This is a genomic window from Stenotrophomonas sp. SI-NJAU-1 (genome assembly GCF_020883215.1).
Taxonomy (GTDB): domain Bacteria; phylum Pseudomonadota; class Gammaproteobacteria; order Xanthomonadales; family Xanthomonadaceae; genus Stenotrophomonas; species Stenotrophomonas indicatrix.
This window is the reverse complement of sequence record NZ_CP086598.1, coordinates 2,671,592-2,686,707: the sequence shown is the minus strand read 5'-3', so window position 1 is coordinate 2,686,707 and position 15,116 is coordinate 2,671,592. Positions and strand designations below refer to the sequence as shown.

The 15,116-nt window shown below is 64.5% G+C and carries 20 protein-coding genes; 6 read left to right on the top strand and 14 right to left on the bottom strand.

The annotated features are described in order from the left end of the window. Nucleotides 1-123 precede the first annotated feature (123 nt). The 3 genes from LMF57_RS12330 (at nucleotide 124) to LMF57_RS12320 (ending at nucleotide 2,115) form a co-directional block, all read left to right on the top strand. A complete protein-coding gene (locus tag LMF57_RS12330) occupies nucleotides 124-441 on the top strand; it encodes a transposase (protein WP_229289958.1) in 318 nt (105 codons plus the stop codon). A 129-nt stretch (nucleotides 442-570) separates the two neighbouring features. Continuing rightward, a complete protein-coding gene (locus LMF57_RS12325) occupies nucleotides 571-1,272 on the top strand; it encodes an IS3 family transposase (protein WP_324255969.1) in 702 nt (233 codons plus the stop codon). A 456-nt stretch (nucleotides 1,273-1,728) separates the two neighbouring features. Then, nucleotides 1,729-2,115 (top strand): hypothetical protein, encoded by a 387-nt coding sequence (locus tag LMF57_RS12320; RefSeq protein WP_208082748.1) that lies wholly within the window; start codon nucleotides 1,729-1,731, stop codon nucleotides 2,113-2,115. Between the two features lie 672 nt (nucleotides 2,116-2,787). Here LMF57_RS12320 and LMF57_RS12315 read toward each other — a convergent pair. Genes LMF57_RS12315 through LMF57_RS12305 form a run of 3 tightly spaced genes read right to left on the bottom strand, consistent with a single transcriptional unit; the run spans nucleotide 2,788 to nucleotide 5,020 of the window. After that, on the bottom strand, nucleotides 2,788-3,297 hold the full coding sequence (locus LMF57_RS12315) for a hypothetical protein (RefSeq protein ID WP_208082747.1): 510 nt from the start codon (nucleotides 3,295-3,297) through the stop codon (nucleotides 2,788-2,790). A 26-nt stretch (nucleotides 3,298-3,323) separates the two neighbouring features. Continuing rightward, nucleotides 3,324-3,851 carry a hypothetical protein gene (locus tag LMF57_RS12310; RefSeq protein WP_208082746.1) on the bottom strand — a complete coding sequence of 176 codons (528 nt, stop codon included), beginning with the start codon at nucleotides 3,849-3,851 and terminating at the stop codon, nucleotides 3,324-3,326. Continuing rightward, the gene (locus LMF57_RS12305) at nucleotides 3,848-5,020 is read right to left on the bottom strand and encodes a PAAR domain-containing protein (protein ID WP_229289957.1); all 1,173 of its coding nucleotides are present in this window, start codon (nucleotides 5,018-5,020) and stop codon (nucleotides 3,848-3,850) included. The genes LMF57_RS12310 and LMF57_RS12305 overlap by 4 nt, the downstream gene beginning before the upstream one ends. Before the next feature lie 527 nt (nucleotides 5,021-5,547). On the opposite strand from LMF57_RS12305, the gene LMF57_RS12300 reads away from it, so the two are divergent. Next, nucleotides 5,548-5,955, top strand: a complete 408-nt coding sequence (locus tag LMF57_RS12300) for a hypothetical protein (protein WP_229289956.1) — start codon at nucleotides 5,548-5,550, stop codon at nucleotides 5,953-5,955. A 346-nt stretch (nucleotides 5,956-6,301) separates the two neighbouring features. Here the strand turns inward: LMF57_RS12300 and LMF57_RS12295 are convergent, their stop codons facing one another. From LMF57_RS12295 to LMF57_RS12260, 8 genes are all read right to left on the bottom strand, one after another. Next, nucleotides 6,302-6,772, bottom strand: coding sequence for a hypothetical protein (locus tag LMF57_RS12295; RefSeq protein ID WP_117310726.1), 471 nt, complete (start codon nucleotides 6,770-6,772; stop codon nucleotides 6,302-6,304). Beyond that, nucleotides 6,769-7,335, bottom strand: a complete 567-nt coding sequence (locus LMF57_RS12290; protein WP_117310725.1) for a UDP-N-acetylglucosamine acyltransferase — start codon at nucleotides 7,333-7,335, stop codon at nucleotides 6,769-6,771. The genes LMF57_RS12295 and LMF57_RS12290 overlap by 4 nt, the downstream gene beginning before the upstream one ends. Nucleotides 7,336-7,548: 213 nt before the next feature. Beyond that, the gene (locus tag LMF57_RS12285) at nucleotides 7,549-9,690 is read right to left on the bottom strand and encodes a TonB-dependent siderophore receptor (protein WP_229289955.1); all 2,142 of its coding nucleotides are present in this window, start codon (nucleotides 9,688-9,690) and stop codon (nucleotides 7,549-7,551) included. Between the two features lie 72 nt (nucleotides 9,691-9,762). Further along, nucleotides 9,763-9,927 (bottom strand): hypothetical protein, encoded by a 165-nt coding sequence (locus LMF57_RS12280; protein ID WP_229289954.1) that lies wholly within the window; start codon nucleotides 9,925-9,927, stop codon nucleotides 9,763-9,765. Between the two features lie 87 nt (nucleotides 9,928-10,014). Further along, nucleotides 10,015-10,263 carry a hypothetical protein gene (locus tag LMF57_RS12275; RefSeq protein WP_229289953.1) on the bottom strand — a complete coding sequence of 83 codons (249 nt, stop codon included), beginning with the start codon at nucleotides 10,261-10,263 and terminating at the stop codon, nucleotides 10,015-10,017. Between the two features lie 127 nt (nucleotides 10,264-10,390). After that, nucleotides 10,391-10,660: a hypothetical protein gene (locus tag LMF57_RS12270; protein ID WP_117310722.1), complete on the bottom strand. Its 270-nt coding sequence runs from the start codon at nucleotides 10,658-10,660 to the stop codon at nucleotides 10,391-10,393. Nucleotides 10,661-10,789: 129 nt separating this feature from the next. Beyond that, nucleotides 10,790-10,966, bottom strand: a complete 177-nt coding sequence (locus LMF57_RS12265; RefSeq protein ID WP_229289952.1) for a hypothetical protein — start codon at nucleotides 10,964-10,966, stop codon at nucleotides 10,790-10,792. Between the two features lie 9 nt (nucleotides 10,967-10,975). Continuing rightward, nucleotides 10,976-11,224 carry a hypothetical protein gene (locus LMF57_RS12260; protein WP_117310721.1) on the bottom strand — a complete coding sequence of 83 codons (249 nt, stop codon included), beginning with the start codon at nucleotides 11,222-11,224 and terminating at the stop codon, nucleotides 10,976-10,978. A 177-nt stretch (nucleotides 11,225-11,401) separates the two neighbouring features. Here LMF57_RS12260 and LMF57_RS12255 point away from each other — a divergent pair, with 177 nt between their 5' ends. After that, nucleotides 11,402-11,689, top strand: a complete 288-nt coding sequence (locus tag LMF57_RS12255) for a barstar family protein (RefSeq protein WP_117310720.1) — start codon at nucleotides 11,402-11,404, stop codon at nucleotides 11,687-11,689. A 91-nt stretch (nucleotides 11,690-11,780) separates the two neighbouring features. On the opposite strand, the gene LMF57_RS12250 is transcribed toward LMF57_RS12255, so the two are convergent. Both LMF57_RS12250 and LMF57_RS12245 read right to left on the bottom strand, forming a co-directional pair. Next, a complete protein-coding gene (locus LMF57_RS12250) occupies nucleotides 11,781-12,989 on the bottom strand; it encodes an MFS transporter (protein WP_229289951.1) in 1,209 nt (402 codons plus the stop codon). A 116-nt stretch (nucleotides 12,990-13,105) separates the two neighbouring features. Beyond that, nucleotides 13,106-13,768 carry an HD domain-containing protein gene (locus LMF57_RS12245; protein WP_208082741.1) on the bottom strand — a complete coding sequence of 221 codons (663 nt, stop codon included), beginning with the start codon at nucleotides 13,766-13,768 and terminating at the stop codon, nucleotides 13,106-13,108. A 163-nt stretch (nucleotides 13,769-13,931) separates the two neighbouring features. Here LMF57_RS12245 and LMF57_RS12240 point away from each other — a divergent pair, with 163 nt between their 5' ends. Then, a complete protein-coding gene (locus LMF57_RS12240; RefSeq protein WP_229289950.1) occupies nucleotides 13,932-14,438 on the top strand; it encodes an N-acetyltransferase in 507 nt (168 codons plus the stop codon). A 30-nt stretch (nucleotides 14,439-14,468) separates the two neighbouring features. Here LMF57_RS12240 and LMF57_RS12235 read toward each other — a convergent pair whose 3' ends face one another. After that, nucleotides 14,469-14,906, bottom strand: coding sequence for an acetyltransferase (locus LMF57_RS12235; protein ID WP_117310716.1), 438 nt, complete (start codon nucleotides 14,904-14,906; stop codon nucleotides 14,469-14,471). Nucleotides 14,907-15,116 lie beyond the last annotated feature (210 nt).

Here is a 15,116-nt window from a genome sequence, read left to right as displayed (position 1 = left end):
GGAGCAGGCAGTGGAGATACGGGTGACGTGCCGACGGGGCGGGAGTGTGCGAGGGATTCTGATCTGGCTCCCCATGAGCGGACGCCAAGAAGCGATACTTTGATCGCACTTGGAGGTCCTTTTATGTCCCGTATCACCCGCCGTAGCTACACCGATGAGTTCAAGCACCAGGCTGTGGCGCTGGCCGAGTCACTCGGCCCAGCCGCAGCGGCGCGACAACTGGAGATGTCGGTCAAAACGCTGGCCAATTGGGTCGACGCTGTTCGGGCCGGCCGGTCGCTGACCTCGGAGGCCCGTAGACCGGCCACCGACCTGGAAAGCGAGATCAGCCGCCTGCGGGCCGAGAACGCCAACCTGAGGATGGAGCGGGAAATCCTAAAAAAGCGGCGGCGTTCTTTGCCAAAGAGTCCAAGTGAGGTACGCCTTCGTCGCCAGCCATAGGACTCGCTACCCGACCCGGTTACTGTGCCGTGTTCTCGGAGTATCCGTCTCTGGATTCCATGACTATCTGCGCCGACAGTCCGGCGCAGCCACCGACCCCGATGCAGCACTCCGTGCCGGCTTCGGGCTATCCATGCGGCCAGCAAGCGCAGCTATGGACGACATCGGCTGGTCAGGGCCCTGCGCGACCGGAATCATCACATCGGCCATAAGCGCGTGGCGCGGCTGATGGCCGAGGAGCGCATCCAGGGTAAGACCAAGGGGCGCTGGCGGCGCAACGCTTCGGCCGGAAGTTCGACCCTCGCCCCGAATCTGCTGGATCGAAAATTCGCTCCTGGTGCCGGGCCGACGGCGTGGGTCGGAGACATCACCTATGTCGCCACCCGTCAGGGCTGGCTGCATCTGGCGGTGGTCATCAGCGTCCAGACCCGCCAGGTGCTGGGCTACAGCACTTCCGACCGGATGACCGAGGACCTGGTGGTGAAAGCCTTTGCCAACGCTTGGGCCCTGCATCCACAACGGCCTGGCCTGATCTTCCATTCGGATCGGGGCGGGCAATACTGGGGCAATGAGTTTCGCCGGCTCCTGCAATCCCACGGGGTGGTCCAAAGCATGAGCCGGCCTGGCAATTGCTGGGACAACGCAGTAGCCGAGAGCTTTTTTGCCACGCTCAAGGCCGAAGAGGCCGCTGATCCTTACTCAAGCCGGGAGCAGGCCAGCCAGTCCATCGCCACCTACATCCACGGCTTCTACAATCCCGCCCGGCTACACTCGGCACTGGGCTATCAATCGCCCAATGCCTACGCCCGGCAGCTCAGGGCTGCCGCCTGAAACGGCTTCATGGCGTCCGTTTTCAGGGAGCCAGATCATTCACCCCCGTTCTCAGGGAGCCAGATCATTGGGGCTACTCGCCCGTCCTGCCGCGACGTTGGCACCGCCGACGCCATGGGCGGCCATGTCTAAGCCGGTTGGACCCACTGGCAAAGGGGCTTCGCTCGCCCCGGCGATGGATTGAAGCTCAGGCCCTGTTTGGCAGTAGACTGCCCGCGGGAATCGACCACCGTAGGGAAAGGTATGAGCATTGGAATTGTCAGGGCGCTGGTTTTGGGACTATCCACGGCCATATTGGCAGCATGTGCCTCGTCATCCATTTTGGTTGGTAACGCTAGACCGCCCATTGCTGAGGAGCAGGTTAGGGTTTACTCGGAACCACCGGTAGGCTACGAGGCTGTTGCACTCCTAGAAGCTTCGGACTTGGGCGCTAACGGCTTTTCTGCCCAGAGCCGCATGAACAAAGTTGTGAATCGACTAAAGGGAGAAGCCGCCGCGCTGGGCGCTAACGGCATCCTCCTACAAGGCATGGATAACCAGTACATCGGCTCCGTTAACAGCGGGTACGCCACGGCGAACACCTATGGCAATTCTGCCTACGCGACCGGCGTGGGCTATTCGGCTGCCCAGTTCAGCAAAGTTGGCCGAGCGATTGCGATCTTCGTGCCTGCCAATGTTGCCGCGTCGCCGACACCGTTGCCTGCACACGAACTGCAGGCGCCATCACCCCCCGCAGTCACGCCTGTCCCGCCGCGACCAGCTGCTGCGACCAGACCTGATGCCTCGCCAGGCCAGCCAGCGAGCGATTCCAGCTGGCGAAAATGGGGTAAGAATGGCGAGTGACAGCCTAGCCGGCCAATGACCAAACCAGTTAGGGTGGCCGGGGCACAAAACACGGCACAACCCCGGTTTGTGAACGCCACGTGGCTCAAACGGTCAGGCAAGACTCAACTGCCTCCCACACTCTTCGCCAGAATTTTTGAAAAGCCCCTGGAGGCTGGGGCTTTATCGACTGGGCTGCATACTGCCGGGCCGGGGTGTGATCTAGCGCCGCAACGCGCTTAGCGGGTGTTCCGCCCTGCCGTAGCGCAGGCATTGGCCGGGGGCCAGAACAGGCTCGGTCGATCCGGCGCGTAGGAAGTTGTGCTGTCATATTGGCACGCCGCTTGTACCCACCTCGATCGCCGCAACGCGTGCGATCAGACGTACGTTCGCGCGTGGTCCGCGCGTGTCAGGCACACCGAAAGACGGCACGCCATCGCGATCTTGTATCGTCGGCTGCTGGTAAACGCCTGGAAGTGATCAGCACCTCGTCTTCATGGGTAGCAGAAGGCCCAGCAAGGTCAAACGCAGTCCATCGTCGCAGCATCCTCGCAACGGTACACCATCGTGCTCCTGGATCGTGGCGCGCTGATAGGTCCCGTGTGGCTGTGAACCCTCGGCCATCATTGGCAGCAGCAGGATCACAAAGGCCACCGTCTGTCGCATCAACGGGTCACCTCGAAGACGCATCTGCTACGTGCCGTCTTCGCGCACGGGTGGCGGTCCAGCCGAGAGTGCGGTCGCGCAGTCCGATATGACGGGTTTCATGCTTTTGCCGGCCACGTCCACCATATGGAAGCAGGCACTGAACACACGCGCCTGTGCTTCATCCTTCTTGCCCGGCGTGCCGGGTGTGCGCCCCCATATCTCCACCTGGTAGCGCTTGCCCGGCCGCAGCGCGGGGGCGGAGGCCGTGCCCTCGCCGTAGGTGAGGCATTGGCTGGGGGGCAGCGCGGGTTCGGTTGTGCCCTCGCGCAGAAAATCGTGTTCCCATAGCGGGGTGCCACCGGTGCCCACTTCCATCACGGACACGCCGGTGACAAGGGGAGCGTTGACGCGCGTTTCATGGGTATCGGGCACGCCGAAGCAGGGCACGCCATCACGGCCCTGTATCGTCGCCTGCTGGTAGCGACCGGCTGGCGACGAGCAGCTGGCCATCATCGGCAGGAGCAGCCCCAGCAAGGTCAGCGGCAGTCTCGTCATGGCGTCGTCCTCTAAAGAGGTATCCGCTACTTGCCGGATGGCTGCGCAGATGGTGGTGCGGAAGAGGGCGCCGTTGCGCAGTCCGAAACGACAGGCTTCACCGCGCCTTTGCCGGCGACGTCCTCAACATGGAAGCAGGCGTTGAAGACGCGCTTCTGCGCCTCGCCCTCCCTGCCTGGCGCGCCGGGTGTGTAGCCCGAGAGAACCACTTGGTAATACTTGCCCACCCCCAGTGCCGGGGCGGCTGTCTTGCCCGCGCCATACGTCAAGCACTGGTCTGGAGGCATCGCAGGTTCGGGAGCCCCTTCGCGCAGGAAAATGCGCTGCCATACAGGCTGATTTCCTTTACCCACTTCCGTTACTGTCACGCCGGCGATGAGCGGGGGAGCGTCACGCGTTTCACGCGTGTCGGGCACACCAAAACAGAGTGCGCCTTCTCTCTCCTGGATCGTTGCGCGCTGATAGGTTCCTCGCGGCTGCGAACAACTGGCCATCATCGGCAGCAGCAGACCCAGCAGGCCAAACAGGGCTACTGGCAATCGCACGCGTATCATCGGGTCGTCCTCGGCAGGTTGTCCTTGCTGCTGCGGTCAGCAAGGAACTGGGAGAGGGCGCGTTCCAGCTGCGCGCCGATGTCAGCTGTCGCCCGATAACGGGCATTGTTCATGCGCCACTGGGAGTCACGGAAGGTGACCAGGAAGTAATCTGCCAACATATTGCCCTGTGCCTCCATGTTGTACTCATGGAACAGGCGCGTTTCATCGAGCAGATAGTCGTAGCTCATGTTCGGCCGGGGCGCCCGCACCAGTTTGACGTTGTAGCCGAGCTGATACTGCCAGACGTGGGTCATCTCGTGGATGAAGAACTGCTGGAAATCGACGTCGTCGGCGGAGTAATCCTCACGATAGATTCCCTTGGGGAAATACATCTGCCCGTTGGGCGTGACGGCGGTGTCCTTGTCCTGGAAACCGAAGAACATCCAGTAGCCGTGGTTGTGGACCTTCACCGTGCTGTAGTCGACTGCATCGCCGAACACCAGGCGTGCCATCTCGATCTCGCCCGCAGTCATGGCGCGTTCGTGGCCAGGCGCACTCACCGGTACCACGGAGGTGCCCATGCCCTCGGCGGTGGTCACCACGCCGTCCACATCGAACACTTCTGCTTCGTCGGTGCTGGCCGGTGCCGTGCGCGCACAGCAGCCGGCCGGCTGTGTCGGCGGGCGCAGTTCGGCACGCACGATGGCCTGGCTCTGCGCGGTCGATACCCGCGCCGTCTCGCCCTGCGCATCGGTGGTGCCGGAAAGGGTCTGGCCGTCGGCCAGATGCAGCGTGTACGGCACCTCCGCCAACGGTGCGCCCTGCACACCGAGGAAACGGACGGCCTGGTCGTACGCGGCGGGCAGTTTGCGGGCGAGCTGTGCGGCCGCGCTTGCCACCATTGCTGCCTTGCCAGCGCCGCCCCCGCCACCGCCTCCACCCGTGACGTGTACCACGGCCTGCTGGCTGGACAACACCCGGCAGCCGCAGGCCAGCGCGCTGCCATGCAGCGCCACCGGCTGGCCATCCACCATCAAGGTGGCATCGCCTTCGACAATCGGAAAGACGCCTTTATGCAGGGTAGGGCAGGTCGCTTTGTCGCTGACCCGCGCGACGCCGATGCCGCCGATGTCGGTTTCAGTTGAGGCCGTAATCACCCGGCCACCGCTTGAGGTCGGGTCCCCCATCACAATCCAGTTCCGTCCCATGGTTCGCTTCCGTTGCAGACCAAGGGCCATGATGCGCCGGTTCAGGTCGATTTTGCTGAATAGGCGGTCGTGCCGGTCGCGAACCGCTGCGTGTGACGCGACCGGCAGGCGTGCTGAGGGTCTTGGCTGCGATCGGCAGCAGCGCAGGGGGCACAGGCCAGCAGCGCCGAGTGAAGGTGGTCACAGCTTGGAGTTTCAATTGCGGCGCCCTGTCGCGAGCTGCGCGGAATGCCGCATCTGCCTCTTTTCGCCACGAATTGAAGGGCAAACGATGACCTCGCCAAGGCACCCGCCCTGGCCGGGATTGGCGTCCCGAACATACGTTGTCCGTCGAGTCGTGGTTGCAGCTCTTATTGCAATCACGACAATGCACCGCCTGCCAGTCCATGGCGGACGGTGCGTGGGGATCTTTCGATCCGCCGGCATTGGACAATGTATCCGGCACGCCAACCCGCACCGTCCGCCACCTTGCGTCTGCAGGTGGCCTCATCTGTGAGGTTGCTGCCATGCCCGACCTGCTTCCCGACTATCCCCGCCTGCATGCACTGCTCGGCGATGCCGTGCGCGATCTTCCCAATGCGCTGGCTGAAAAGATGGAGGACGCGCTCTGCGAGGCCGCAGAGTCCATTCCGCGCTCTGCGTTCCTCACCTTCCTGGATCGCCACGGCAAACAGCTTCGTGCCGACGGCGAGCCGTGGGCCGAGACCCGGTTAACGCCCGGGCGTGCCTTCGATCTGGCGCTGGCCACGCGCAGCGCATCCGGTATCACCGCCCTCAGCGCACTGCTGCATGCCGCGCATGTGGCAAGGGAGAATGACGATCCGGGCAGCTATCCGCCGGCGGCGCTGGTCGATGGCCTGTTCGATGCGTGCGAGGCGCTGTCGTTGCAGGTCGGCCGCTGCCTTGTTCCATGATTCGATTGCGTGATGACTGGGGCAGCGTGGACGGCGGTGTCAACACGAAGGATTGCGAGAGGCGTCGCATGCCCCACAGCTGTTGTCGCGCTCATGCCATCAGCAACGGATGCTGACAGTTCACCACTGGGGGCCTTGCAATGGCCGCTGCTGTTGCAGTCCAGTCGCCGCTAGCCCAGTCGCTGCAGCAGCTGAAGCGGTGAACCTTGAGAGCGGCAGGCGATAGCACAGCGGAAGCGGCGGGAGATCGATGCCTCGGCATGCGCGGACCCTGCCGATGCGGGTGACCTGAGGACAAAACCCGGGATACAACGATGCCCCTTCTGGAAAGGGGCATCGTAGAGGATTACGGCGCTGCTTTCGCCTGCCGTGGATCGGCAATGATCCGTGACGGCGATCCATACAGCACCAGGACCCGCATGCCGGTACTGAACACCGGATCGGGTCCCTGCACGACAGTCATCAGATTGCCGTTCTCCGTCTGCACCACGTACTCAAGGCCCTTGGCCTGCGAAAGCGCGCGTTCGGAAGCCGCACCGGCGATGGCACCCACCACCAGGCCACCGATGGCACCGATGGCCGCAGCCTGATCGCTGCCACCGATGGTGGAGCCGGCCACGCCGCCGGCGGCAGCCCCAGCAACGGCGCCACCTCCCTGTGAACCGTCAATACTGACCGCACGCACGCTGATGACCGTACCGCTGACGGTACGGTTGACCTGTCCCACCGCGCCGATGGAATAGCTGTCGGTGCGCACGTTGGGCGCGCAGGCCGTCAGCATCGCGGCAACCGATGCGGACAGCAGCACGCGCTTCACGGCGCTTCCTGCTTGTTCGGGAACATCGGCTTGGACACATCCACAGTTTCCAGGGCCTGCAGGAACTGGGCGATGTTGTTCTGTGCCGACCGGCTGATCGACTCACGGGCGCGGATCACACCGGCGAAAGCGTAGTTGAACGGAACTTCACCGGAGGCGCTGACATCCTGGGTATAGACGATGCCACCGGTTGCGCGGTCAATCAGTTCGTAGCGGGCGATCGTCTTGGTGGTCATCGAAGCACCGAAGTTCGGGATGTCGATGGCCAGGATCTTCACCGACAGGCTCAACTTGATTGGCGCGTCGTCACGGAACACGGCCATCTTGTTCAGCGCTTCGGTCAGCGCGTTCTGCCACATCTGCGGCACTTCGTGCTGGGCCTGTGCGGGAATCTTGCCCTTGGCCTCATCCGGACGTGCCAGCGTGACCGTCAGTGATTTCAGCTCGCCGTCAATCTTCTTGCTGCTGACCCCGACGTTCGGGACCGAGAAATTGAGCGGCGGATTGGTGGTGCAACCCACCAGCGACACAGCGATGATCGCTGCGAACAGGAACTTCTTCATCCATTTTCCCCTGTGATTGCGTTGGAACATCCATGGTGAATCGTGTGCTGGTCCGCAACGCTGATGCTGTGCTGCAATCGCGGCTGATGGCCGCCTGCGAGCGTGGCTGACTGCGCGCAAGAATAACGCAATTGCAGTGGATTGCAGTCCTGCTGCCTCGCATCAGGAACGTCGTGCCGGCAGGTGAGGCCGGTGGGCACGGGACTGCCCGGCTCAGAAGCTGTAGGCCGCCTGCACGTAAACCCGGCGCGGCTCGCCCGGGAAATGGCCATTGCGCTCGATGAACCCGCTGGCGGCATACACCTTGTCAAACACGTTCTTGACGTTGGCCTGGAACTGCCACTGCTTCCACGTGGTCTTCCAGCTCATGTCGAACACGGTGTAGGCCTTCACGTTCTGCCCGTCCAGGCTGATGCGCTCGCCGACATGGTCGGCACCGAAACCGATGGCCGAGTTCAGTGCAGGCAGGTCGTAACGCGTCCACAGGCCGAGCGTGTTGCGCGGTGCATTGGCGAAGCGGTCTCCGGAGGCATTGGTGATGCCGTTCGGGCCGGCATCCTTCACCCGTGCGTCGTTGTACGCGTAGGTGAGGTTCACCACCCAGCGATCGGTCACGTCGGCCAGCAGATCCAGTTCCATGCCGGTGCTGCGCACCAGGCCCAGAGCGGCGAGTTGGTTCACGCCTGCGATCACTTCGCCGGTGGCCTGCACGATGTTGCTGCGATCGATGCGGTAGGCCGCCATGTTCAGGGTCACACGCTCGGCCAGCAGCGACTTCATGCCCACCTCCCACTGCCTGCTGCGTTCGGCGTCGAACGGGCCGCCGGCAGCACGGTCCTGGTTGGCCGCGCTCTGTGGCACGAATCCACTGGCCACGTTCGCGTACAGGTTCAACCCGTCGCGCACGGTGAAAGTGCTGCCCAGCCGCCAGCTGAGGTCGTGACCATCCACGCTGCTGCCGCCGAGGCGATCCTCGTCCTTGAAGCCATCCCAGCGCAGGCCGGCCAGCACATGCCAGCGCGTGCCCAGCGCAAGTTCGTCCTGCAGGTAGCCGCCGTAGCGTGTGCTGCGCGTCGAGGTGCTGCGCCAGGGCAGGGTAGCCAGAGCGTAGTCGTGCCAGGTGCTGGCGCCATACACTGGATTGAACAGGTCGATGCCACGCACCGGGCCCGCGCCGCGCGCGAGATCGGCGCTGTTGGCGGTCTGTGCGGTGAAGTCGGCGTCGAGCTGGTACACGTCAGCGCCGAACAGCACTTTATGCTCGATGCGGCCGGTACTGACCCGCCACACGGCATTCCCGTTGACGGTAAACGCCTCGTTGTCGCGGATCTGGTTGCGCAGCTGGCGCGTCATCCACTCGGCCACGCCATCGCGATCGCGGTCGATCAGCCCCATCGGCTCGTGATACATCTGATGCTCGTTGTTGGTAAACCAGCGCGCGGCGAAATCCACATCCAGATTCGAGGCCGGCGTGAAGCGATACTGCGCCAGCGCGACCTTGGCGCGCATGTCGAGGAAGTCGCTGGCCTCGTTGTGGTTCCAGCGGCGGTCGGTCAGGAACGTACCTGCGTCATTCACCGGTACACCACGCAGGCGGTTGCCGCCCAGGTTCTGGGTGATGTCGGTGAACTGCAGGGTCAGCTCGCCGCTATCGCCCACATCGAAGGCCAACGATGCATCGCCGATCACGCTTTCGCTGTCGGTGTTCCAGCGCACGCCCTGCTCGGCGTCGCCGTACAGACCGACGCGGTAGCGCACGCGGCCGGCCGCATCCAGGGGGCCGGTGGCCTCGACCGAGCCGGCGCGGAAATCCTCGTTGCCCAGCTGGACTTCGATGCGGCGCTCAGCCGTGGCCCGGGGTTTGCGGGTCACATAATTGATGACGCCGCCGGCATCACCACCGCCATACAGTGCGCCGGCCGGCCCCTTCAGCACCTCCACCCGCTCGATGTTGAACAGCTGGGGCACCGCGAAGCCCGCATACGGATCGCCGCGCAGGCCGTCATAGAGCACGTTTTCCTGGCGGAACCCACGCAGGGTCACGCCCGCATAGCTGAAGAAACTGATGCCGCTGATGCTGCGGTACAGGTCGGTCACCTGGCGTGCGGCCTGGTCGTCGATCAGTTCGCGCGGCAGCACCTGGATGGACTGCGGTACCAGTTCCAGCGGCGTATCGGTGCGGGTGCCGACGGCGGCGTCATCCACACGGTACAGCGTCTGTGCGCGGCCACGCACCTCCACCTTGTCCAGCTCCTGTACGCGGCTGGGCGGGGCGTCGGCGGCGTATCCCGGGGCAGCCAGGGCCAGTGTCGTCGCCAGGCACAGAATGCCATGGCAGGGCAGAACGTGGGGCATGGGGGTATCCGATTTGATTGCAAATGAGAAAGATTAGCATTTGCAATGGTCGGCGCCCATCCCTCGATTGCGTTATGGACGGGCGGACGGATCCGTGCAGGGCGTGTCGGCCAGTGCCACCCGCACGCCGGTTGCGCCGCGCACGATCGGCGGCAGCATCGCCTGCTGCGGATCGCTGCCGCGGGACGGGACGCGCAGCGCCCGTTCGTAGGCGGCCACCAGCGACGCCATCAGCATCGAGGCGCCCAGCCGCGCCAGGGCATCATCCGCGGGCTGCCCCGCCTGAGGTCAGGCGCAACCCGCGCAGGGCTGCGCCGCCGTCTTTCAGAGACCCTTTTTCTTGCCGCTCAGGTCCAGCGGCTGGTCACTGCCTTTGCGCTCGCTCGACCAGACTTCGACGCCCTTGCTGCAGCTGCTTTCGCGGGCGGCAACCTCAGGTGGCAGGTCCTTCACATGCGGCGACTCCTGGCAGGCAGCGTGCATGGCCGAATCATCATAGGTGGCGCAGGCGCTGATCGAGGCGAGTGCAAGGACACAGAGGGCGAAGCGGAGCAGGGGTTGCAGGATGCGCATGGGGTATCTCGAGAGGGCCGGTCTGGCCATCGAATTCAATCCGTGACCTGGCGCACGCGCAATCGGACTGGCGCCACTTGTTATTGAGTAACAATTGTGGAGGCACTTGAGGATTGCCGGGCTGTCATCAGCCAATACAGATCAGGAACACCGTCGAAAGCGCGAGCATCAACACGAACACGCGCCGGCTCAAGGCCAGGCAGGTCAGGCAGGCCGCCAGGGCCCACGCTGCCAGCAGACCGCATCCCAGCAACCACAGCGCCACCGTCATCATCGAGCCTGCCGCAGCGGCGGACAGCGCAAAGGCCTTGAACAGCGCCACGACCAGCACGCTGCCCAGCGCGCCGGCCCGCAAGGCAATCGCATCATGGCAGGTGGGGGAAAGCTGGCGGTGCATGAGGGCTGTATCGCGCTTGGGAGCTGGCGTGCGCAACTCTGCAACAACGCAGATCTACGCCGCGTGTTCGTCGCACCGCCAGCGCGCAGATGCCTTGATGAGCTCACCACGGCACGTGCGGGCTGCAGGTCAGCGCGCCGGTTGGGAGGCCAACATGTCGCGCCCACGTGGGGTCAGGTCGATATCCGCATCTTCCGCCTGCACCGCCAGGCCTTCCTTCACGGCCCACGTCGCCGCATCGCTTCCTACAGGGCGCGCATCGGCAATCGCGCGCAGGATGGTGAGCTGTTCTTCAGTCAACGGCATGGTACGTCCTCATACGCCGAGCAGGGGCGGCAGTTGCCAGTCCGAAAGGCGCGCATTGCTGATGGCCTGGTGGCAGCCACAGGCATCACAACGGAACAGCGTACCGCCCGGCAGGTGCAACAGGTTTGCATCCTGGGCGCAGGTGATCTCCGCACAATGACGGCATGACACGGTGAGCGAAATAATGCGCTCCACGTCGCCGGAAATAGTGAACGCGGCCTCGAAGGCGTGGATGGCGAAGTGGCCGGTGTCCGGCATGGTGTTCTCGGTTGCAGGCAGGTGTCTCCATCCTCGTTTTCCCACTGTGATGAGGCTGTCAGGCCGGCGCGGTGGCGAAGTCAACGAGGTGCGGTGCTACGCTCCAGGCCTGCGCATGCGGCTGGGATGGCATGCAGGTTGGCGTTTCCCTCACCGCTGGCAACGGAGTAGCCCGCAATGGACATCGAGCTGGACGGCAACCGAATCCACAGCGAGCGGGCATTCCACGAGACGCTGGCGTTCGCGCTGGGTGTCGAGCGCGGTTATGGGAACAATCTCGACGCCCTATGGGATCTGCTGAGTGCCAGCGTCGAGCGCCCGCTGCAGCTGACCTGGAGCGGCCATCAGGTTTCCAGGGAGGCGCTGGGGGCGCGCTTCCAGCAGATCGTCGATGTGCTTGAACGGGCGCAGCGCCAGGATGAGGCCATGGCACTGGGCGAACGCTTCAGCTATTGCCTGCGGTAGGTTCGGCGTGCAGCCGGTGCCAGCGCGGTGCTGCCTGTTGCCTCAAGAGCAACACCGTCGCCTGGGCGACGGCTGACGAACCGTGCGCAGTTCAGCGGCTGCCAGCGATGGCAACCCTGCGCTTCTCCAGCATCACCGACAGGCACCACAGCAGCAGGCCGCCGACCGCCGTCGCCGCACCTACGTAGCCGGTGCTGGCCGGGCTGAAGCCGGCGCTGATCGCCATGCCGCCCAGCCAAGGGCCGAGCGCATTGGCGGTGTTGAACGCCGCGTGGTTTGAGGCAGCGGCCAAGGTCTGCGCTTCACCCGCCACGTCCATCAGGCGCGTCTGCAACACGGCAGCCAGGGCGCCCATCGTACCCACGGTGATGATCATCGGGCCGATGGTCCACACCGATTGGGCAGCCAGCGGGTACAGCAGCAGCATCACGATCGACCACCCCAGCACCACCGCAGCGGCCTTGAAGTGGAACTTGTCGACCAGCCAGCCGCCTGCGATGTTGCCGATGATCGCGCCGATGCCGAACACGCCCACCGCCAGCGGCATCCACGACTCGGCCACGCCGGTCACCTGCACCAGGGTCGGTGCCAGGTAGGTGAACACGCAGAACATGCCGGCAAAGCCCACCGCGCCGATCGACAGCGCCAGCCACACCTGGGTGGTGTTGAACGCGCGCAGTTCGCGCATCGGCGAGGTCCGCACCTCGTCCGGATCGGGCAGCAGGAAGCGCGCGATCATCGCCACCGTGGCGATGGCCAGCACGCTGACCAGGGCGAAGGCGGTGCGCCAGCTCAGCTGCTGGCCCAGCCAGGTGGTCAGCGGATTACCGATCAGGATCGCCACCGACAGCCCCAACAGCACGCGCGACATCGCCTGGCCGCGCTGGCCGGCCGGGCTGATCGCAGCTGCCACCAGCATCGCCACGCCGAAGTAGGCGCCATGCGGCAGGCCAGCGACGAAGCGCGCCACCAGCATCGTGCCGTAGTTCGGTGCCAATGCACTGGCCAGATTGCCGACCGCATAGAAGCCCATCAGCGCCAGCAGCAGCCTGCGGCGCGGGAAGCTGGCGCCGACGAAGGCCAGAATCGGTGCGCCCACCACCACGCCGATGGCGTAAGCGCTGATCAGGTGGCCGACCTGTGTTTCGCTGATGGAAAGGCCACGGCTGATCTCCAGCATCAGGCCCATGCTGGCGAACTCGCTGGTGCCGATCGCAAAACCGCCCAATGAGAGGGCGAGGATGATCAGGCTGCGCTGGCGGGGCGTCAGCCGAGCGGCCAGGGGGGAATTGGGGCTCATGCGGGGGCAAAGGGGCGGGGAAGCGTCCCATTCTACTGTTGCATTGCAGCAGGGATCAGCGCCCGCTGCCAAGAATCAGCGTTTGGCAAACCGCGACGACCGCTCTCCAGGTCCGTTCAGGTCCGCGAATGCATGGTGCGCCAGATCATGAATGCCTCCGGTTCCATCTGTGCTTCCAGTTCGGCGAATACAAGATCGCGTGCCTTGATCAAGGCAGCTTGGTGGGCGGGCAGGTCGCAGTCGGTGCTGCTCCGGCCGGTGGTCGCACGTACCAACTGTTCCAGTGTGCGGGCGGCTTCCATCATCTGCTGCAGGCGCTGTTGCGGTGAGGCGGGAGACCCCGTCTTCTGTGGCGACCGGCGTTCGCCCAGCTCTGCCAGCGCGGCGCTGTATTTTTCCTGCAGACGCCCGGCCAATTCGGGATCAAGCAGCCGCAGACGCTGTGGATCGGCGTTGTCGGCGATATCGGCCAGTTTGACTTTCAGCGCCAGTGGATGCTGGCGGATGTTTGCGTAGTAGTGCGCAGCATCCGGCGCGCTCTGGCGGCTGAGCAGGGTGACCGCATCGTGGATCGGCTGCGGGAAATCCCGTACCCGGTCGGCGAACTGCGGGCAGTCTTCGACCACATCATGCAGCCAGGCTGCAGCCTTGGCTGCGTCATCGTCGTGGATCGCCGCTGCAACCCGCGCCACATGCTCGATATAGGGTCGGCCAGCTTTGTCCCGTTGACTGGCGTGGGCTTCGGTGGCCAATGCGCGTGCCTGTGCAACCCAGTCCATGTATGTGTCCAGCAGTGGGAGGCTTGATTATCGCCCAGCTTCATTGCCGGGCGTTGACCTGGCGCAGGCCGCTGGCTAACGTAGCGCCGTCCGTGGCCTGCTGGTGCCTGCCGAATGTGGTCCTGCACATGGCCTGGATGCGCTGCATTGAGCGAGGTGCCCTTTGATCTACACCATTCGCAGTGAAATGCCATGCGACATCTCCGGCGTGCACGCGCTGACCCGCGCAGCCTTCGCCGCGGCGAGGCATGGCAGCCACACCGAGCATCACATCGTCGACGCATTGCGTGAGCGTGGCGAGCTGAGCATCTCGCTGGTGGCAGAGGATGCGGGCCAGCTGATCGGTCATGTCGCGTTGTCTCCGGTCGACGTACAGGACGGCAGCGAGGGCTGGTTCGGGCTGGGCCCGGTTTCGGTGCTGCCGGAACGGCAGGGGCGTGGCGTGGGAACCGCCTTGGTGCAGGCCGCGATCGAGGCGTTGCGCGCGCAGGGGGCGCGCGGATGCGTACTGTTGGGCGAGCCGGGCTTTTACGGGCGTTTTGGCTTTCGTGCCGTGCCGGACCTGCTGTTGCCGGGCGTGCCGGCGGAGTATTTCCAGGCCTTGTGCCTGCAGCCACCGATGGCGCAGGGCGAGGTGCGGTACTCGTCGGCGTTCGAGGCGGTTGGCTGATCGGAGTAAGGCCGGCGCGCTGGACGCTGGTCAGCCTTGATGGCGCAGATGGATGAGTGGATACGGACGGCCCTGCGAGTCCATTGGTGAGTGGCCTGTTTCGGCGAAACCCATGCGCCGATAGAAGCCCACGGCCTGCGCATTCTGCGCGTTGACGTCGGTGGTCAGTTGCGGATGCAGGGCCAGCGCATGCAGCAGCAACTGGCGGCCGATGCCGGTTCCGCGCACGTCCGGATCGATGAACAACGCTTCCATGTGCGAGCCCTCGATCAGCATGAAGCCCTGTGGCTGGTCCTGGTCGCCAACAGCCACGACCATCGAAGCCTGCGGCAGGAAACCGGCAACCTCAGTATCGATTGCCTGGCGGTCTTCGGTACTGAGGAAGTCATGGGTGGCATCGACGGCCCGACGCCAGAGATCGACGAGAGCCTCGCCATCAGAGGCGCGGGAGGGGCGCAGGGTGGTCATGGAATCGGCCAAGGTGCTTCGGAATACCTGGATTGTACCGGTGTGACACCCGCAGACAGAAAGCCCCGCCGAAGCGGGGCTTTGGGCATCACTGTTGCGGCGCATTACTGCACGCTGCTGCCGGACACTGCCGGAAAGCCGATGACTTCGCCATTGCCGGTGCAGGCCAGCGTGATCTTCCGTCCCTGCTCCAGGCTGGCAGCCACGGCC

Excerpts from the sequence above, each read along its gene's own strand:
- LMF57_RS12330 (WP_229289958.1), top strand. The coding sequence starts at position 124 with ATGTCCCGTATCACCCGCCGTAGCTACACCGATGAGTTCAAGCACCAG.
- LMF57_RS12320 (WP_208082748.1), top strand. The coding sequence starts at position 1,729 with ATGAACAAAGTTGTGAATCGACTAAAGGGAGAAGCCGCCGCGCTGGGC.
- LMF57_RS12315 (WP_208082747.1), bottom strand. The coding sequence starts at position 3,297 with ATGACGAGACTGCCGCTGACCTTGCTGGGGCTGCTCCTGCCGATGATG.
- LMF57_RS12310 (WP_208082746.1), bottom strand. The coding sequence starts at position 3,851 with ATGATACGCGTGCGATTGCCAGTAGCCCTGTTTGGCCTGCTGGGTCTG.
- LMF57_RS12305 (WP_229289957.1), bottom strand. The coding sequence starts at position 5,020 with ATGGGGGACCCGACCTCAAGCGGTGGCCGGGTGATTACGGCCTCAACT.
- LMF57_RS12300 (WP_229289956.1), top strand. The coding sequence starts at position 5,548 with ATGCCCGACCTGCTTCCCGACTATCCCCGCCTGCATGCACTGCTCGGC.
- LMF57_RS12290 (WP_117310725.1), bottom strand. The coding sequence starts at position 7,335 with ATGAAGAAGTTCCTGTTCGCAGCGATCATCGCTGTGTCGCTGGTGGGT.
- LMF57_RS12285 (WP_229289955.1), bottom strand. The coding sequence starts at position 9,690 with ATGCCCCACGTTCTGCCCTGCCATGGCATTCTGTGCCTGGCGACGACA.
- LMF57_RS12280 (WP_229289954.1), bottom strand. The coding sequence starts at position 9,927 with ATGCTGATGGCGTCGCTGGTGGCCGCCTACGAACGGGCGCTGCGCGTC.
- LMF57_RS12275 (WP_229289953.1), bottom strand. The coding sequence starts at position 10,263 with ATGCGCATCCTGCAACCCCTGCTCCGCTTCGCCCTCTGTGTCCTTGCA.
- LMF57_RS12270 (WP_117310722.1), bottom strand. The coding sequence starts at position 10,660 with ATGCACCGCCAGCTTTCCCCCACCTGCCATGATGCGATTGCCTTGCGG.
- LMF57_RS12265 (WP_229289952.1), bottom strand. The coding sequence starts at position 10,966 with ATGCCGTTGACTGAAGAACAGCTCACCATCCTGCGCGCGATTGCCGAT.
- LMF57_RS12260 (WP_117310721.1), bottom strand. The coding sequence starts at position 11,224 with ATGCCGGACACCGGCCACTTCGCCATCCACGCCTTCGAGGCCGCGTTC.
- LMF57_RS12255 (WP_117310720.1), top strand. The coding sequence starts at position 11,402 with ATGGACATCGAGCTGGACGGCAACCGAATCCACAGCGAGCGGGCATTC.
- LMF57_RS12250 (WP_229289951.1), bottom strand. The coding sequence starts at position 12,989 with ATGAGCCCCAATTCCCCCCTGGCCGCTCGGCTGACGCCCCGCCAGCGC.
- LMF57_RS12245 (WP_208082741.1), bottom strand. The coding sequence starts at position 13,768 with ATGGACTGGGTTGCACAGGCACGCGCATTGGCCACCGAAGCCCACGCC.
- LMF57_RS12235 (WP_117310716.1), bottom strand. The coding sequence starts at position 14,906 with ATGACCACCCTGCGCCCCTCCCGCGCCTCTGATGGCGAGGCTCTCGTC.